The following is a 15,326-nucleotide window of genomic DNA, read 5'->3' as shown; positions in this document are numbered from 1 at the left end:
GTGGAGTGTTCATGAAAGCGATCATTTTCGATGAGTTCGGCGGTCCGGATGTGCTGCACGAGGCGGACGTCGAAGTCCCGCAGCCCGGCCCCGGCCAGGTCCGAGTACGCGTCAAGGCCGCCGGGCTGAACGCGCTGGACGGCAAGAAGCGCGCCGGCATGCTCGAGGCCGTGTTCCCGACGGCGTTCCCCGCCATCCCCGGCGCCGAGGTCGCAGGTGTCGTCGACGCGCTCGGTGAGGGCGTGAGCGACGTACAGGTCGGCGACGAGGTGCTCGGCTGGGCGGACACCGGCTCGTACGCCGAGTACGCCCTGGCCACCGCCGTGGCCCCCAAGCCCGCAGACCTCTCCTGGCAGGTCGCGGCCGCGCTGCCGGTCGCCAGCGAGACCGCCGAACGGGTCCTGGACGAGCTGGGGGTGGCCGCCGGGGAGACCGTGCTGATGCACGGCGCCTCCGGAGCGGTCGGCACCGTGGCCGTCCAGCTCGCGACCGCCCGCGGTGCCCGCGTGATCGCCACGGCCGGCGCCTCGAACCAGGACTACCTCACCTCGCTTGGCGCGACCCCGACCACCTACGGCGAGGGCCTGGTCGAGCGGGTGCGGGCCCTGGCTCCCGACGGCGTGGACGCGGTCTTCGACCTGGCCGGCAAGGGCGCCCTGCCCGACTCCATCACCCTGCGCGGCGGCACCGAGCGCATCGTCACCATCGCCGACTTCAGTGCGGGCGAGCTGGGCGTCGCCTTCTCCCCCGGCGGCGGGGACCACCCCGTCGAGCGGCTGACCGCCGTGGCGCAGCACGCCGCGGCCGGAACGCTGACCACCACCGTGACGGCGTACCCGCTCGCCAAGGCGGCCGACGCCCAGCAGGCCAGCGACGCCGGACACGTACGCGGCAAGCTCGTCCTCACCGTCGACTGAGCGCTCCACCCCAACCCACCTGTTGCGGTGGCCATTCGGGCCACCGCGTTCACCGAAAGTGACTTTCATGTTGGAATCCCTGTGGGCCCCGATCACCTTCGGCGGCACCTCTCTGCCACACCGTCTGGTCATGGCCCCCATGACCCGTGACCGCTCCACCCCGGAGGGCGTGCCGACGGAGCTGAATGCCGAGTACTACGCACAGCGCGCCTCCAAGGCGCTGATCATCACCGAGGGCACCCAGCCCTCCGCCGATGGCCAGGGCTACCTGCTCACCCCTGGTATCTACAACGACGCGCAGATCGCCGGGTGGCGCAAGGTCACCGATGCGGTGCACGCGGCAGGCAGCCGGGTGTTCATCCAGCTGATGCACGTCGGCCGGATCTCCCACCCCGACAACACTCCCCACCACCACCAGCCCGTCGCCCCCTCGGCGATCCGCCCAGCCGGCGTGATGTTCACCGCCTCCGGCCCTCAGGAGATGCCGGAGCCCCGTGCGCTCTCGACGCAGGAGGTCGCCGAGACCGTCGAGGACTTCCGGCGCGCGGCTGCTGCAGCGGTTGCGGCGGGCGCGGACGGCGTGGAGATCCACGGCGCCAACGGCTACCTGATCCACCAGTTTCTCTCCGGCAACGCCAACCAGCGCACAGACCACTACGGCGGCTCGGTCGAGGCCCGTATCCGCTTCGCCGTGGAGGTTGTCGCCGCGGTGGCCGACGAGATCGGCCCCGAGCGCACCGGCATCCGTATCTCGCCCGGAAACCCGTACAACGACATCGTCGATTCCGACACCCACGAGCTGTACCCGGCCCTTGTCGAGGCGCTGCGCCCGATGGGCCTGGCCTATCTGCACCTGATGCATGTGGGCGACGAGCAGCTGCTCGACACGCTCCGCGCGCAGTGGCGCGGCACTCTGATCCTCAACCGGCCAGGCGCCGACATCCCCACTCGCGCCAAGGACGTCGACAACGGCACGGCCGACCTGGTCTCCGTCGGTGCACTGGCGCTTGCCAACCCCGATCTGGTCGAGCGGCTGCGCGTCGGGGCAGAGTTGAACACTCCCGACCCGGCGACCTTCTACGGTGGCGGAGCGGTCGGTTACACCGACTACCCCACCCACACCGGCTGAAGAAGCGGAGACCATGCCCGAGATTCCCACCACTGCCGCAGGCGGGCCGATGAGCTACGCGATCTTCCAGCTCGCCCGCGCCCACCGCGCCTACGCCGGCGCCCTGCTGCGCAAGATGGACCTGCACCCCGGCCAGGAGCTGCTCCTGATGCAGCTGCTGGACCGCGAGGGCCAGACCCAGTCCGAGCTTCTCGAGAGCGTCGGCCTCGACCACTCCACCGTCTCCAAGTCCCTGCGCCGCATGCAGGAAGCGGGCCTGCTGGTCCGCGAGCCGGCCGAGCACGATCGGCGGGTGATGGTCGTCCATCTCACGGACAAGGGCCGCGCCATGCGGGAACCCATCGCCGCCCTGTGGCAGAGCCTGGAGGGAGCCTCGGCAGGCACTCTGACCGAGGAGCAGGCAGCGGCGTTCGTCGAGACTGCCGGCGCGATCACCGACTCGATCAGCGGCCGTCCGCTGCCGCAAGAAGAGTCCGGCTGACCCTCATCACACGGCCGAGCCCCGAGTCGCATATGCGGCTCGGGGCTCGAGCCCGCTGTAGGCCGTGTCGGTCTCGAACCGACGACCCATGGATTAAAAGTCCACTGCTCTACCAACTGAGCTAACGGCCCGCCGGGAGTCTACCGGAGCAGCGGCCGTGTCCTATTCGTGGTCACCCAGCCGGGTCGCGGACCTTCCGCGCTCGCTGATGATCCGGGCGCATCGCTCGGCGGCCGCCTCGCCCGTCAACGCGTGCTCGAGCAGGAGCTGCGTCCAGCGCTCGTAGCGGGCGACCTCGACCGGATCGGCGATCTCGAGGTCTCCTGCACTGGTCTCGAGGGTGACGATCCGGTCGCGCTGGTCCCAGCCGTGCTGGACCAGAACGGGGAAGCTCTCGAAGGGGACGATCCCGATGGTCGCCTGTGTGGTGGTCGCCAGGTTGGCGATGTGCTCGATCTGGGCACGCATGATGTCGGGCGAGCCCACCAGGTGATGGAGGGCGGCCTCGCCGACCAGGATGGTGATCGTCCGGCCGGGCTCGTAGAGGATCGCCGAGCGACGGAGCCTGGCCGCGATCACGTGGGAGACCTCTCCGGCAAGGGCATCCCGGTCGCGCGAACCACCCGCCAGCGCCAAGAGGGCACGCGCGTAGTCGGGGGTCTGCAACAGCTCGGGGACACTGTGCGGCTGGTAGCTGGTCAGGACCTTGGTGGCCACCTCGGTCGCTGCGTACGCATCTTGATGCTGCTCCGCACCACCGCCGGTCGGATGAGCGTCGCGGAACGCGGCGTGCTCCTGGTCGGCGCGGGCGCGCAGCGCGAGCAGCATCTCCCGGTCCGCACCCACCGCGGCCGCCCAGGCACGGACCTCGGCCTCGGAGACCGACTGCCGGCCGGACTCGATCTTCGACACCTTCGGCTGGGACCAGCCCGAGCCCAGGGCATCCGCCAGACCGGCTCCAGTCAGGCAGGCGGCACGACGGGCATCCCGGAGCGCCTCGGTCAGTGCTTCACGGGCTCGACGGTTGGGGCGGGGCACGGCGAAAGCCTCCTTCGACGGCTTCGACAGGTTCGGCGAACCACCATCGTGCCCGATGGGCATACGTCACGTCCAGATGCACATCATGATTGGCAAGATCGAAATATTATGCTCTACTGAGTCCGGGGTCGACGTCGACAGGAAGGCAGAGCCGCGATGAGCATCCGACGAACCCACCCCGGACGACCACGCCTCGTCCCCTCGAACACGGCAGCCCCACCGCGCGAGCAGGTGCTTCACGCCGCGGCGCAGCTGTTCGTGACCAAAGGCTTCGCGGCGACCTCCACACGGGAGATCGCCGACAAGGTCGGGATCAGGCAGGCGTCGCTCTACTACCACTTCACGGGCAAGGACGAGATCCTCGCCGAGCTCCTGGAGCGGTCCGTCCGACCCACCGTCGATCGGGTCGACCAGATCGAGCAGCTGACCGCGTCCGCGGGCCCCGAGGCCGCGCTCTACCTGCTGGCCCTCGTCGACATCCACACGCTCGCCGAGGCGCCGGACAACATCGGGGTGCTGGCCACTCATCCCGATGTGACCAGCAGCGAGGCATTCGATGCATTTCGCAGCATTCGCGCCGAGCTCGCCGACGCCTACGGGCGGATCGCCACTCGGGCCGCGACGCGCGGCGTCGCAACAGCGGCCGATCCGGGCCACCTCGGTGAGATGCTCATGCATCTGGTCGAGGTCACCACCACCCTCCGCGGCAGCGGTGCGCCGATCGACGACGCAACCGCCGCCGTCATCGCCTCGACCTGCCTGCGCGCCTGCGGGATCCCCGACAGTCGCATCACCCCGGCAGCCTCGTCAGCGTCGACCCTGATGGGCGGGCTGACAACGAGCCGCTCCGGCGACTAGTGCCCTCGATGCCGCACATCATCACTCCCGCACGGCCTCGCCGTAGGCACCCACGAAGCGCTCGAGCAGCTCGAGGAACTTCTCGGACTCGTCTCCGAGAGCAGCCAGCCCGTCCGCGTAGGCGCCCAGCGCCCGCGCCGAGGCCGCCTCGTAGACGGCGAGCCCCTCCTCGGTCGGCTCGACCAGTCGCGCCGAGCGCCCCGGCTCGGCGAACCTCCGCAGATGGCCGGCCGAGAGCGCGGCGTTCACCTGCCTGTTCACGGTCGACTGCTCGAGGTTGAGGCCGTCGGCGATCTCCCGGAGCGTACGCGGCCGGCCATCGGAGAGGAACCAGAGCAGACGGCCGTCGGCGTGGTTGAGCGCGCTTCGATCCTCGGCGAGACGGCGGTGGACCTCGAGTCGCCCAACCAAGGAGGCCAGGCGGCGGTCGGTGGACAGATCCGGGCTGATCGGCCTGAAGAGAGGGTCTTCGGAGGACGGCTTTGTGGACGGCATCACATCTCCGGGCATTGTCGCGTGAACCTCATGATGTGTAGCATACATACGTCAATATGTAGATTACACATCAGAGGTGTGCCTTGAGTTCCTCCCCGTCCCCCACCCGCGAGCCGACCACGCGCTCGACAGGTGGCGCCGTGGCCGTCGTCATGGTGCTCTGCTTCGGCAGCCTCTGCGCCGCGCTGATGCAGTCACTGGTCATCCCGATCCAGAGCGAGCTCCCCAAGCTGCTCTCCACCACGGCCAGCACCGCCTCCTGGGTGGTGACCGCCACGCTGCTCGGTGCCGGGGTGACGATGCCCGTCACCGGCCGCCTCGCCGACCTCTACGGCAAGAAGCCGGTCCTGGTGATCTCGGGGATCGTGCTGGTGGTCGGCTCCGTCATCGTGGCACTCTCCGACGCCGTCGGTCCGGTCCTGGTCGGCCGCGTGCTCCAGGGCATGGCGATGGGCTACATCCCGGTCGCGATCAGCCTCGTACGCGAGGTCGCGCCCGAGCACCTGCGCAACACCGCGGTCGCCGGCGTCAGCGCCACCCTCGGGGTCGGCGGCGCGCTCGGCCTGCCGCTGGCCGCCTGGATCGCCCAGGACTTCGACTGGCACACCCTCTTCTGGGTCTCCGCCGGCCTGGCCCTCGCGGTCACCGTGCTGACCGCGGCCGTCGTCCCGCACGTACGCGACGCCCACCCCGGCCGCCTCGACATCGTCGGCGCGCTCGGGCTCGCGGCCGGGCTCGTCGGCGTACTTGTCGGCGTCTCCAAGGGCAACGACTGGGGCTGGGGTGAGCCGAAGACTCTCGGCATGATCGTCGGTGGCGTCGTGATCCTGCTGCTCTGGGGCTGGTACGAGCTGCGCCACGACGACCCGCTCGTCGACCTGCGCACCACCGCGCGCAAGCCCGTGCTGTTCACCAACATCGCGGCCGTCCTCATCGGCTTCGGCATGATGGCCCAGTCGATCGTGGTCCCGCAGCTCCTCCAGATGCCCGAGACCACCGGCTACGGCCTGGGCCAGACCATCTTCCAGGCCGGCATGTGGATGGCGCCGGCCGGTCTGATGATGATGCTCTTCACCCCGGTCTCCTCGCGCCTGCTGACCCGCCTCGGCGGACGCGGCACGATGGCGATCGGCGCGGTCGTCCTGGCCGCGGGCTACGTCGTCGCGGTGTTCCTGATGGATGCCCCGTGGCAGCTCATGCTCGCCTCCTGCATCGCCTCGGCAGGCGTCGGGATCGGGTACGCCGCGATGCCCACGCTCATCCTCAGCAACGTCCCGGCCGCCGAGGCCGCCGCGAGCGTCGGCCTGAACAGCCTGATGCGCTCGATGGGCACCACGGTGGCGGGCGCGGTCATGGCCATCGTGCTGACCAGCCGGACCACCATCCTCGCCCCGGGCACACCCGAGATCCCGACCGCAGGCGCGTTCCAGCTCTGCTTCGTGATCGGGGCGCTGGCGGCCGGTGTCGGTGCGCTGATCGTGCTCCTCATCCCCAGGCCGCGGCGGGAGGCGGCCGACGACACCGCGGACGACGCGGTGCTCGCCGGATCGCGCTGACCGGCAACGCCGCGCCGATACGACAGCGGGCCCGACCAGCTCAGAGCTGGTCGGGCCCGCTGCGTACGAACGAATCTTCGTTCAGTGGGTCCCGGTGATGCGGTCGAGCGTGCCCGGGGTGTAGGGCGAGTTGGCCTCCAGGTAGTTGGCGAAGGCGTCGATGTCGAGGCCGCCGTAGTAGGGGTCGGTGCCCTTGGTGAAGGCCGCGAAGGCGTCGCCGCCGCCCTGCAGGAAGTTGTTGGTCACGACCCGGTAGGAGGCGGCCTTGTCGATCGGCTGGCCGTTGAGCGTGACCGAACCGTCGACGGGACCCGAGGGGCTGATCTGGTAGGAGAAGCCCTCCGAGACCTGCAGGATCTTGTGGGACGCGGCGTTGGCTCCGGTGACCTGCTGGGTGAGCAGGTCGTAGATGTCTTGGCCGGTCATGGTCAGCGAGACGAGGTAGTTGTTGAACGGCTGGACCGTGAACGCCTCGTCGTAGGTGACCTCACCCACGGCCTCCCCGTAGGGCGAGTTGGTCGCGGTCAGGTCGGCACGGATGCCACCCGGGTTCATGAACGCGATCACCGGCGTCTGCCCGTTGACGACCGTCGACTGGTCGGCGAGCTGGGCGTCGGCGATGAGGTCACCGAGGGCGCTCTCGCCGGAGGCGTTGGTGGTGCGGGTGACGTCACCGGAGATCGAACCGAGCACCCGGGAGGCGATCGGGGTGACCAGCTCCTTGTAGGTGTTGATCAGCGTGGTCTGCTCGGGGGCCTTGGCCACGTCACGGGTGACGAGCAGGTTCGAGCCCTTGACCGACGAGCGGACGATGTCGCGCGACTTGAGGTTGTACTTCAGGTTGGTCTCGGTGTAGAGCCGACCGAAGGACGATGCCGAGGTGATCAGGCGGGACTTGCCCTCGGGGTCCGGTACGTCGCAGACGTAGGGGTTGTGGGTGTGGCCGGTGACCACCATGTCGATCTCGGGGTCGAGGTTCTGCGCGATCGGCACGATCGGCGAGCCGGCGACGAGCTCGCCGCCGCCCTCGCAGGTGTAGTCGTACCTGGCGTTGACGTCGTAGACCGTGCCGGTGGCGGGGTCGGTCCACTTCTCCCTCGGCAGGTTGGCACCCTCGTGGATCAGGGTGACGATCGCCTTGACGCCCTTCTTCTTCAGCTTGGGCACGAGCGCGTTGGCGGTCTCGACCTCGTCCTTGAAGGTGAGGCCCTTGACCCCCTCGGCGGTGACGATGTCGGGAGTGCCCTCCAGGGTCATGCCGATGAAGCCGATCTTGACGCCGTCGATCTCCTTGATCGCGTAAGACGGCAGGATCGTCTTGCCGCTCGCGTCCTCGATCACGTTGGAGGCGAGGATGTCGAAGTCGGCGCCCGCGTACTCGTGGGCGGCGCAGGAGTTCTGGTTGTCCTCGCCGTCGCCGTCGTCGATGCAGCCGCCGTCGGCGATGCGCTGCAGTTCCTTATAGCCCTCGTCGAACTCGTGGTTGCCGACCGCGGTCACGTCCAGACCGAGCTTGTTGAGCGCCTCGATGGACGGCTCGTCGTGGAAGGCGGCCGAGAGCAGTGGCGAGGCGCCGATCAGGTCACCCGCGGCGACGGTCAGAGAACGGTCGTGGCCCTTGCGCGCCTCGGCCAGGTGGGAGGCGAGGTATTCCACGCCACCCACGTTGACGGTGTCATCGACCGGCTTGCCGGTGGCTGGGTCGATGTGGTGGCCGGTGACCAGTCGCCCGCTCGAACCCGACGGCGCCTCGAGATTGCCGTGGAAGTCGTTGAACGAGAGCAGCTGGACATCGACCAGGTTCTTCCCTGGCTTGGCTGAGGCAGAGTTCGCGAGCGGAGTGGCAACTGCGGCGGCCGCTAGGGCGACGACGGCAACGGCCACAGCGGGGCGAAGAGTTCGAGTGAAACGAGGCATTGCTGTGCTCCCCATCTGAGTGATCAACGAGGGGAACAATGCCCCTTCGGGTTCTGATTGTGAAGAGGTAACAGGATTACCGCCGCCGAATCGTCATCAACCGTTAATCAACGGCAAATTTTCGCTTCGGGCTCCGCTTCAGCCAAAAAATTCGGTAACGCTGACCGTTCCACCCGCATCCTCGAACTCGCCGCGGACCGCCTCCCGCAGCTTCGCGTCGGAGAGATAGTCGGCAGCCACCCCGGCGAGGCCGTAGGCCGCGTCGACGAGCACCTCGTCGGCGTACGGCGTGACCGCGGCAGCGGCGAACTCGCGGCTGTGCAGCGACACGTCGGGCTCGGCGATCTTGACCATCGCGTGCAGGCCGGGGACCCGGAAGGAGACGTTGCCGAAGTCGGTGGATCCGGCGAGCAGGTCAGGGACGACGCCGGGCGCGAGGACGGTGTGGTTGCGCTCCTGGTAGCGGCGGTTCCAGGCCTGCGCCAGCCCGCTGTTGTTGCGGATCGGCAGGTAGACCGGCGACGTGTCCCAGCTGAACTCGACACCGCAGCCAGTCATCAGCGCCGCGCCCATCGCCATCTCCTCGAGCCGCTGGGAGAGGATCTTGAGCGTCTCCGGGTAGGCGGAGCGTACGTAGAACTCGATCGAGGCGTGCTCCGGGATCACGTTGGGACGCAGGCCGCCGTCGGTGATGATCGCGTGCACCCGGTCGGTCGGCGGCATCTGCTGCCGGTTGAGCGCGACGCCGGTGTAGAGCAGGTTGGCCGCGTCCAGGGCGTTGCGCCCCATGAACGGCTGGATCGAGGCGTGCGCCGGCACCCCCACGTACGTCACCTTCAGCTGCCTCCGGCCCAGGAAGACCGGCTCGGAGCTGTCGTAGGTGAACGGGTGGACCATGATCGCCGCGTCGACGCCGTCGAAGGCGCCCTTCTGCGCCATCAGCTCCTTGCCGCCACCGCCCTCCTCGGCCGGGGTGCCGAGCCAGATCACGCGGCCGCCGAGGCGGTCGATCACGCTCGCGATGGCCAGGAACGCGCCCACGCCGACCGTGGCGATCAGGTTGTGGCCGCAGCCGTGGCCGATGCCGGGGAGCGCGTCGTACTCGGAGAGCACGGCGATCGTCGGGCCGTCCTTGGCGCCGCCCGCCGAGGCGTAGAGGGCGGTCGGGAGGCCGTAGGCGCCACGGGCCACCTCGATGCCGTGAGCCTCGACGAACTCGGCCAGCCCGGCCGAGCTCCGGTGCTCCTCGAAGCCGGTCTCCGGGTGCTCGGCGAGGTCGTGGGAGACCGCTACCAGCTCGGGGCCCAGGTCCACGAGCTTGTCGCGGATCGCGTCCAGGATCCCCCTCGGCGCACCCGCCGAGGTCGACTCGGCGGCCTTCGTGATGAGCGCCTTGGCGTCTGTTTCGTCGCGGAGCTGGTTGACCAGGAACGGGTTCGGCTGCTGCGGCTGGCTCATGTCGCCCGAGGCTATCGGTGATGTGTCATCGATCGCTGGGGGCCCAGCCGTCGGCGACGATGCGTGCCTCGTCGGCGGGTCGGGAGGAGTCGAACGACGTACGCCGACCCTCGCTGACCACGATGCCGTCGACGTAGATCCCGCGACCCTGGGAGGACGAGTCGGTCTCGTAGGTCCACCGCACCGTGGTCGTGCCGTCCGGGAGCTCGGCGCGGCCGCACAGCCATCGCCGGCCGCCGTATCCGTTGACCGCCTCGCTGGTCTCCCAGCTCCAGTCACCACCCTCGAGCGTCCAGAGCAGCGGGCTGAAGGTGGTGCCGTCGGTGGAGTACTGCAGGCGGCCGAAGTCGAAGCGCGGCTCGGTGTCGAAGTAGTAGTCGAAGCGGAGCCTCGCGCCGTCGGTGGCCGCGAGCGGCACGTCGAGCGTCGCCTTCTTCGCGTTCGTGCGACCCGAGAACCACGACGTACGTCCCGTCGCCGGGCGGACCGCCGAGGCCATGCCGAGCGCGTCTGAGACGGCGCGTCGGGAGGGGTTGTTGCTGCCCCAGTCACGGCTGGGGTGGACGCGGTTGGTCATCAGCACGACGAGCTGGTGGCCGATCGGGTCCATCACGATGCTGGTGCCGGTGTAGCCGGTGTGGCCGAAGGAGACCGGGGACCAGATCGGGCCGTGGTACCAGGTCGTGGCGAGCTCCCAGCCGAGGCCGCGGCTGCTGCCGGGGAACCGGGCACCGGTGTAGTCGCGCAGCGAGAGCCTGACCGTCTCCTCCGCCAGGATCCTGGTGCCGTTGTAGACGCCGCCGTTGAGGTACATCTGGCCGAACCTGGCCATGTCGGCCGCGGTCGAGAAGACGCCCGCGTGGCCGGCGACGCCACCGAGCGCCCAGGCGTTCTCGTCGTGCACCTCGCCACGGATCATCGGGCGGCCGGCCCACGGCTGGTACTCGGTGGCGGCGACGCGGTCGAGGTGGTCGGCGGGCGGGTTGTACATGGTGTCGCGCATCCCGAGCGGCTCGGTGATGTGGTCGCGGACGTAGACATCGAGCTTCTTCCCCGAGAGCCGCTCGACCAGGAGCCCGAGGGTGATCAGGTTGATGTCGGAGTAGCGATATATCTGCTCGGGCGCGTGCGTCGGCGTCGTGTCCATGATCGCCGTGACCCGCTCCTCGTAGGTGTCGTAGCCCGCCCACAGCGACGGCGACGGGCCGGCGAGCAGACCGGAGACGTGGGTGAGGAGGTGGCGTACGAGGATCGCGTCCTTGCCGTGCGGCGCGAACTCGGGCAGGTAGGTGACCACCGGCGCCTCGAGGTCGAGGCTGCTCTGCTCCATCAGCTGGAGGATCGCGGTCGTGGTGAAGAGCTTCGACATCGAGGCGATGTCCCACATCGTGTCCAGCCCGGCCGCGACCTGCTGCTCGGCCGGGAGCTCGACGACGGTGGTGCCGTCGAGGCCGTATCGGAGCGCCTTGCCCACGCTCTCGTGGGCGACGACGACGCCGTCCTTGACCGCGATCGCGGTGGCCCCTGCGTACAGGGGGTGGGCGGGGTTCTCCGTCGTCGGCTCGAGGAACCGGGTCAGCTCGGTGCGGATCCTCGCGATCTGCGCCGGATCGAGGCCGACCTGGCGGGCATGGCCGGGACGCAGGACGGTGCGCGGGGTGAAGGTCAGCTCGTCCGGCGTGATCGTCGGTGGCTGGCCGGCCAGCGATGCGAGCGACCTGGTTGCCTTGGTCGGGTCCTCCGGGGTCGAGGCCACCGCGGCGCCGCCGAGAAGAGTCATCGCGACTCCGCTCAGGGTGCCGCCGAGAAGCGTGCGCCGAGAGGTCATGAGCATGTCCGGAGACGGTGTCATACCCCGATACTGCCGCTCCGGCGCGAGCTTCGTGCGTGAAAAGAAATTTTCTTTCACGGCGCCGGTCTCAGGTCCGGTATCAGAGCGTCGGCCAGTGCTCCGCCCACGGCTTCGTCTGCTCCAGCTGAGCAGCGACCTGCAGCAGCAGACCGTCGTCGCCGAGCTGACCGGAGAGCTGGATGCCCAGCGGCAGTCCGGTGGCGGTCCGGTAGGTCGGCACCGAGATCGCCGGGCGTCCGGTGATGTTGGCGAGCTGGGTGTAGGGCACCCAGCCGAGGTTCTCGGCGACCAGCTGGTCGATCATCCCGGTCGCGCGCATGACCCGCCCGCCGTGCACCTTGTGCAGCACCCGTGCCGCGGTCTGGAGCGCCTTGGGCGTGGTCAACTGCCCGACCTTCAGCGGCGGCTTCGCCAACGTCGGAGTCAGCAGCAGGTCGTACGTCTCGTGGAACGCGCTGAGGCGGCGTACGTGGTTGCGGCGGTTGATGTGCGCGAGCTCGACGGCGACCACTCCCCCGGCCCGGCCGAGCTCGGCCACGGCCAGGGTGTCGGCCTCGAAGTCGGCGTTCTTGGCTCCGACGCGGAGCTTGGCCTCGGCGACCTCGGCAGCGGCGGAGGCGAACCAGATGGTGAGGAAGTCGCGGCCGAGCTCGGCGGCGTCGTAGGGCGCCTCGACCTCCTCGACGTCGTGGCCGAGCACCTCGAGGGCCTTGGCCGCATCCTCAACGGCCGCGATCGCCTCCGGGTCGGGCGCGGTGATCGAGGACGTCGAGGTGAACCCGATCCGGAGCTTGCGCGGCGCGGCCGCGATGGCCTCGGAGAAGGCCGCGCCGGGGTGCGGCGCGTGGATCATCGCCATCGGCTGGTCACCGATGAGCGCGTCGTAGAGCCCGGCCGCGTCGCGGACCGTGCGGGTCACCACGCCCTGGACGACGAAGCCGTTGGAGGCATCCAGGCTCTGCGGGCCCAGCGGCAGCAGTCCGCGGGTGGTCTTGAGACCGACCAAGCCGTTGCAGGCAGCCGGGATCCGGATGGACCCGCCGCCGTCGTTGGCGCCTGCGGCCGGGACGATCCCGGCGCCCACCGCGGCCCCGGAGCCACCCGAGGAGCCGCCGGGCGTGTGGTCGGTGTTCCACGGGTTGCGCGCGGCGCCGAACAGCTCCGGCTCGGTGATCCCCTTCGACCCGAACTCCGGGGTGTTCGTCTTGCCGAAGATCACCAGGCCCGCGTCCAGGGCACTCTGGGTGAAGTAGGAGTGCTCCTCGGCGACGTCGTCGACGAGCGACCGCGAGCCGTAGGTCGTCGGGTGCCCCTGATACTCCTGAGCCAGGTCCTTCACCAGGAACGGCACCCCGGCGAACGGCCCGCTCGGGCCGTCGCCGGAGACCTGGGCGTCGGCCTCGGGGATGTCCGCGACGATCGCGTTGATCCGCGGATTCACCGCCGCCGCCCGCTCCCGCGCCGCGGCCAGGACCTCGGCCGCGGTCACCTCCTTGGCAGCGACCAGCTGCGCCAGCCCGGTGGCGTCGTACGTCAGATACTCATCGACCCGCATGAGCGCAGGTTAGCGGCCAGACCGGCGTCGCGGGCCGATGTGAGTCGGTCGATCCTGATTTCGCCCCGGGGCTATGTTTCCGGGCATGGCCATCATCGACGGCGAAGCCGCACCCACGTCGGACAAGACCGCGGATGAGACGGCGATCGAGGCCCTGGTGGCCGCGTTCTTCTCGGCCTTCACCTCAGGACCGGACGCGGCCTCACGCCTGGACGATCTTCGCCGGATCATGCTTCCCGGCGCGACCGTGGTGCGCACGTGCGGCCTGCCGGTCGAGGTCTACGACGTCGACTCCTTCATCGCCCCGCGCCTCGCGCTCCTGACCAGTGGCGAGATCAGCGAGTTCGAGGAGTGGCCGGAGCCCGGTCGCACCGACGTCTTCGGCGACATCGCCCACTGGTGGGGCGCCTACGGGAAGCGCTGGCGCGCAGACGGCGAGATCCACACCGGCAGGGGCATGAAGACGATGTCGTTCGTACGCACCGACGACGGCTGGCGGATCAGCTCGGCTGCCTGGGACGACGAGCGTCAGGGTTGATGAGGGCCGGTCAGTTGAAGATCTCCCGGTAGTCACCCTCGACCCGGTCGCGCTTCCACAGGTCGATGCCGGTGGAAGCGGCGTACTCGTCGATCCTAGCCAGCTCCTCGGTGGTGAACTCCGGACCGGAGAGCGCGCCGATGCAGTCGGTGACCTGCTCGGGGCGGGAGGCGCCGATGACGACCGAGGTCATCCGCGGATCGCGCAGCGCCCAGGCGAGCGCCATCTGAGCGAGCGTCTGGCCACGGTCGACGGCGAGTGCGTTGAGCGACTCGATGCCGGCGAGCGTCTCGGGCGTGAGTGCCTCGGGGGTCAGGAAGCGGGCCTTGGCGGCGCGCGAGTCCTCCGGGATCCCGCCACTGCCGAGGTACTTGTTCGTCAGCAGACCCTGCGCCAGCGGCGAGAAGGAGATCGCACCGGCCCCGACCTCGTCGAGCGTGTCCAGCAGGCCGTCGGTCTCGAGCCAGCGGTTGAGGATCGAGTAGGAAGGCTGGTGGATCAGCAGCGGCGTACCGAGGTCGCGCAGGATCGCCGCCGCCTCACGGGTCAGCGCCGAGGAGTAGGAGCTGAGCCCGACGTAGAGCGCCTTCCCGGACCGCACGATCTGGTCGAGGGCGCCCATCGTCTCCTCCAGCGGCGTGCTGGGGTCGGGACGGTGGTGGTAGTAGATGTCGACGTAGTCGAGCCCCATCCGCTTCAGCGACTGGTCGAGGCTGGAGATCAGGTACTTCCGCGAGCCGCCGATCTTGCCGTACGGCCCCGGCCACATGTCCCAGCCGGCCTTGGTCGAGATCACCAGCTCGTCGCGCAGGTTGGCGAAGTCGCCGCGCAGGTGGCGCCCGAAGTTCTCCTCGGCGGACCCGTAGGGCGGGCCGTAGTTGTTGGCCAGGTCGAAGTGGGTGATGCCCGCGTCGAAGGCCGTACGCAGGATCGCCCGCTGCCGCTCGAACGCCAGGTCGTCACCGAAGTTGTGCCACAGCCCCAGGCTGACCGCCGGCAGATCCAGGCCACTGTTGCCGGTCCGCCGATACTGCATCGCGTCGTAGCGCGACTCCGAAGGAACGTACGTCATGCGCCGGTCCCCTTTCCGGCGCGCAGCGCCACCTTGATCATCGGCCACTGCAGCGGCAGCCGCGCGACCGTACCGGCGAAGAACCCGGCCGACTTGGGGGTCCGCTTCCGGTTCGCCCGCTTCCCCGCATCGACGCTCATCTGCACGTTGGCAGGAAACACACCCGCCAGCAGCGCGGCACTCGCGAGCCCCGCGATCCGACGGGTCTTCGGGTGCAGCAGCCCCAGCCCGCAGACGATCTCCGCGACCCCGGAGACCTCGACCACCTTGCGCGCATCCGGCAGCGCCGACGGCACGATCGGCTCGAAGACCTGCGGCCTCACCAGGTGCAGGGTCCCCGACCCGAGGAACAATGCGGCCAACCCGGCCAGCGGCAGATCGAGCCGCGAAGAAGATTCAGTGCTCACAGGACGACTCTGTCACGCTCGCCCCAACGTGGGAGTCGGGAGTCACTCAGTGA

14 protein-coding genes and 1 tRNA gene are annotated in these 15,326 nt (G+C 69.5%); 6 read left to right on the top strand and 9 right to left on the bottom strand.

What is annotated here, in order from left to right; all coding sequences use genetic code 11:
* The first annotated feature begins 11 nt into the window (after positions 1-11).
* The 3 genes from OH802_RS08070 to OH802_RS08060 all read left to right on the top strand — a co-directional run bounded on the left by OH802_RS08070 (position 12) and on the right by OH802_RS08060 (position 2,527).
* Positions 12-917, top strand: coding sequence for an NADP-dependent oxidoreductase (locus OH802_RS08070; protein ID WP_406026815.1), 906 nt, complete (start codon positions 12-14; stop codon positions 915-917).
* A 67-nt stretch (positions 918-984) separates the two neighbouring features.
* A complete protein-coding gene (locus OH802_RS08065) occupies positions 985-2,046 on the top strand; it encodes an alkene reductase (RefSeq protein ID WP_406026813.1) in 1,062 nt (353 codons plus the stop codon).
* 13 nt (positions 2,047-2,059) lie between these two features.
* Complete coding sequence (locus tag OH802_RS08060; RefSeq protein WP_406026811.1) at positions 2,060-2,527, top strand: MarR family winged helix-turn-helix transcriptional regulator; 468 nt, start codon at positions 2,060-2,062, stop codon at positions 2,525-2,527.
* 58 nt (positions 2,528-2,585) lie between these two features.
* Here the strand turns inward: OH802_RS08060 and OH802_RS08055 are convergent.
* A tRNA-Lys gene (locus OH802_RS08055) sits at positions 2,586-2,658 on the bottom strand.
* A 31-nt stretch (positions 2,659-2,689) separates the two neighbouring features.
* The gene (locus OH802_RS08050; protein ID WP_406026809.1) at positions 2,690-3,565 is read right to left on the bottom strand and encodes a helix-turn-helix domain-containing protein; all 876 of its coding nucleotides are present in this window, start codon (positions 3,563-3,565) and stop codon (positions 2,690-2,692) included.
* A 156-nt stretch (positions 3,566-3,721) separates the two neighbouring features.
* Here OH802_RS08050 and OH802_RS08045 point away from each other — a divergent pair, with 156 nt between their 5' ends.
* Entirely contained in the window at positions 3,722-4,423 is a 702-nt protein-coding gene (locus tag OH802_RS08045) for a TetR/AcrR family transcriptional regulator (RefSeq protein WP_406026807.1), read from the top strand.
* Between the two features lie 21 nt (positions 4,424-4,444).
* Here OH802_RS08045 and OH802_RS08040 read toward each other — a convergent pair whose 3' ends face one another.
* On the bottom strand, positions 4,445-4,918 hold the full coding sequence (locus OH802_RS08040; protein ID WP_406026805.1) for a MarR family winged helix-turn-helix transcriptional regulator: 474 nt from the start codon (positions 4,916-4,918) through the stop codon (positions 4,445-4,447).
* Between the two features lie 83 nt (positions 4,919-5,001).
* Here OH802_RS08040 and OH802_RS08035 point away from each other — a divergent pair, with 83 nt between their 5' ends.
* Positions 5,002-6,474: an MFS transporter gene (locus OH802_RS08035; protein WP_406026803.1), complete on the top strand. Its 1,473-nt coding sequence runs from the start codon at positions 5,002-5,004 to the stop codon at positions 6,472-6,474.
* Positions 6,475-6,555: 81 nt separating this feature from the next.
* Here the strand turns inward: OH802_RS08035 and OH802_RS08030 are convergent, their stop codons facing one another.
* The 4 genes from OH802_RS08030 to OH802_RS08015 all read right to left on the bottom strand — a co-directional run bounded on the left by OH802_RS08030 (position 6,556) and on the right by OH802_RS08015 (position 13,256).
* A complete protein-coding gene (locus OH802_RS08030) occupies positions 6,556-8,391 on the bottom strand; it encodes a bifunctional metallophosphatase/5'-nucleotidase (protein ID WP_406026801.1) in 1,836 nt (611 codons plus the stop codon).
* 138 nt (positions 8,392-8,529) lie between these two features.
* The gene (locus OH802_RS08025) at positions 8,530-9,849 is read right to left on the bottom strand and encodes a M20 family metallopeptidase (RefSeq protein WP_406026799.1); all 1,320 of its coding nucleotides are present in this window, start codon (positions 9,847-9,849) and stop codon (positions 8,530-8,532) included.
* A gap of 25 nt (positions 9,850-9,874) precedes the next feature.
* Entirely contained in the window at positions 9,875-11,683 is a 1,809-nt protein-coding gene (locus OH802_RS08020; protein WP_406026797.1) for a serine hydrolase, read from the bottom strand.
* Between the two features lie 97 nt (positions 11,684-11,780).
* Complete coding sequence (locus tag OH802_RS08015) at positions 11,781-13,256, bottom strand: amidase (protein ID WP_406026795.1); 1,476 nt, start codon at positions 13,254-13,256, stop codon at positions 11,781-11,783.
* 85 nt (positions 13,257-13,341) lie between these two features.
* Between OH802_RS08015 and OH802_RS08010 the strand changes: the two genes are divergently transcribed.
* Positions 13,342-13,794: a DUF4440 domain-containing protein gene (locus OH802_RS08010; RefSeq protein WP_406026793.1), complete on the top strand. Its 453-nt coding sequence runs from the start codon at positions 13,342-13,344 to the stop codon at positions 13,792-13,794.
* A gap of 10 nt (positions 13,795-13,804) precedes the next feature.
* On the opposite strand, the gene mgrA is transcribed toward OH802_RS08010, so the two are convergent.
* Complete coding sequence (mgrA, locus tag OH802_RS08005; protein WP_406026791.1) at positions 13,805-14,866, bottom strand: L-glyceraldehyde 3-phosphate reductase; 1,062 nt, start codon at positions 14,864-14,866, stop codon at positions 13,805-13,807.
* The gene (locus OH802_RS08000) at positions 14,863-15,273 is read right to left on the bottom strand and encodes a DoxX family protein (protein ID WP_406026789.1); all 411 of its coding nucleotides are present in this window, start codon (positions 15,271-15,273) and stop codon (positions 14,863-14,865) included. Before OH802_RS08000 ends, mgrA begins: the two co-directional genes overlap by 4 nt.
* Positions 15,274-15,326 lie beyond the last annotated feature (53 nt).

Source organism: Nocardioides sp. NBC_00850, from assembly GCF_045207335.1.
In the GTDB taxonomy this organism is placed as follows: domain Bacteria; phylum Actinomycetota; class Actinomycetes; order Propionibacteriales; family Nocardioidaceae; genus Nocardioides.
The sequence above is the reverse complement of the archived record's forward strand: the minus strand, read 5'-3'. Positions and strand labels throughout refer to the sequence as shown.